Annotated in this window: 1 protein-coding gene; it reads right to left on the reverse strand. The window is 60.9% G+C overall.

Translation table 11 applies throughout. The annotated features are described in order from the left end of the window. Positions 1–614 (reverse strand): condensation domain-containing protein (locus tag IEV46_RS17875; RefSeq protein ID WP_229736224.1); only part of this gene is annotated, 614 nt, incomplete at its 3' end. Positions 615–645: the final 31 nt, after the last annotated feature.

Below are 645 nucleotides of genomic sequence, written 5' to 3' on the forward strand. Positions count from 1 at the left end.
TCCATGGAAACCCCGTCGGAAATGATATGGTGCAGGTCCCATACCATCAGATGACCCTCCGTCTCCAACGGGATCAAGGCGGCACGGAACAGCGGAGCTTTCCCCAGGTCAAAGGGACGGACAAAGGAGGCGATCCGCTCCGGAAGTCTCTCTTCTTCCGTCACCGGATACCGTTCCAACTCCCATTCCGGTTCCCGGTGAATCACTTGCACCAATTCGCCCCCCCGGAAGGTGAAGGAGGTTCGCAAGGATTCGTGCCGTCGGATCAGCTCCCGCAAACTTTCTTCCAGTCGGTTCTCATCCAGCGCTCCACGTAGCTTCCAGGCCTGGGGCATATTGTAGTGGACTCCCGAGGCCCCCCCTTCCAGCTGTTGCACGGTGTACATCCGGCGCTGGGCGGCGGAGACGGGGTAGTGCTCCCGTTCGCCCACCGGCTGAATCTCGGAAGAGACCCGCTGCTCCTGATCGTCCATCCACGCCGCCATCTCCCGGATCGTCGGCCGGGCAAACACTTCGGACAACGGCACTTCCTTCCCCAGCTCCTTATGGATCCGGGCGGTCAACACCATCGCCTTGAGGGAATGGCCTCCCACTTCAAAGAAGTGCTCGTTCACCCCGGTTTCCCGCCCCAACACTTCTGCCCAG

Source organism: Kroppenstedtia guangzhouensis (assembly GCF_014637345.1).
Classification (GTDB): domain Bacteria; phylum Bacillota; class Bacilli; order Thermoactinomycetales; family DSM-45169; genus Kroppenstedtia; species Kroppenstedtia guangzhouensis.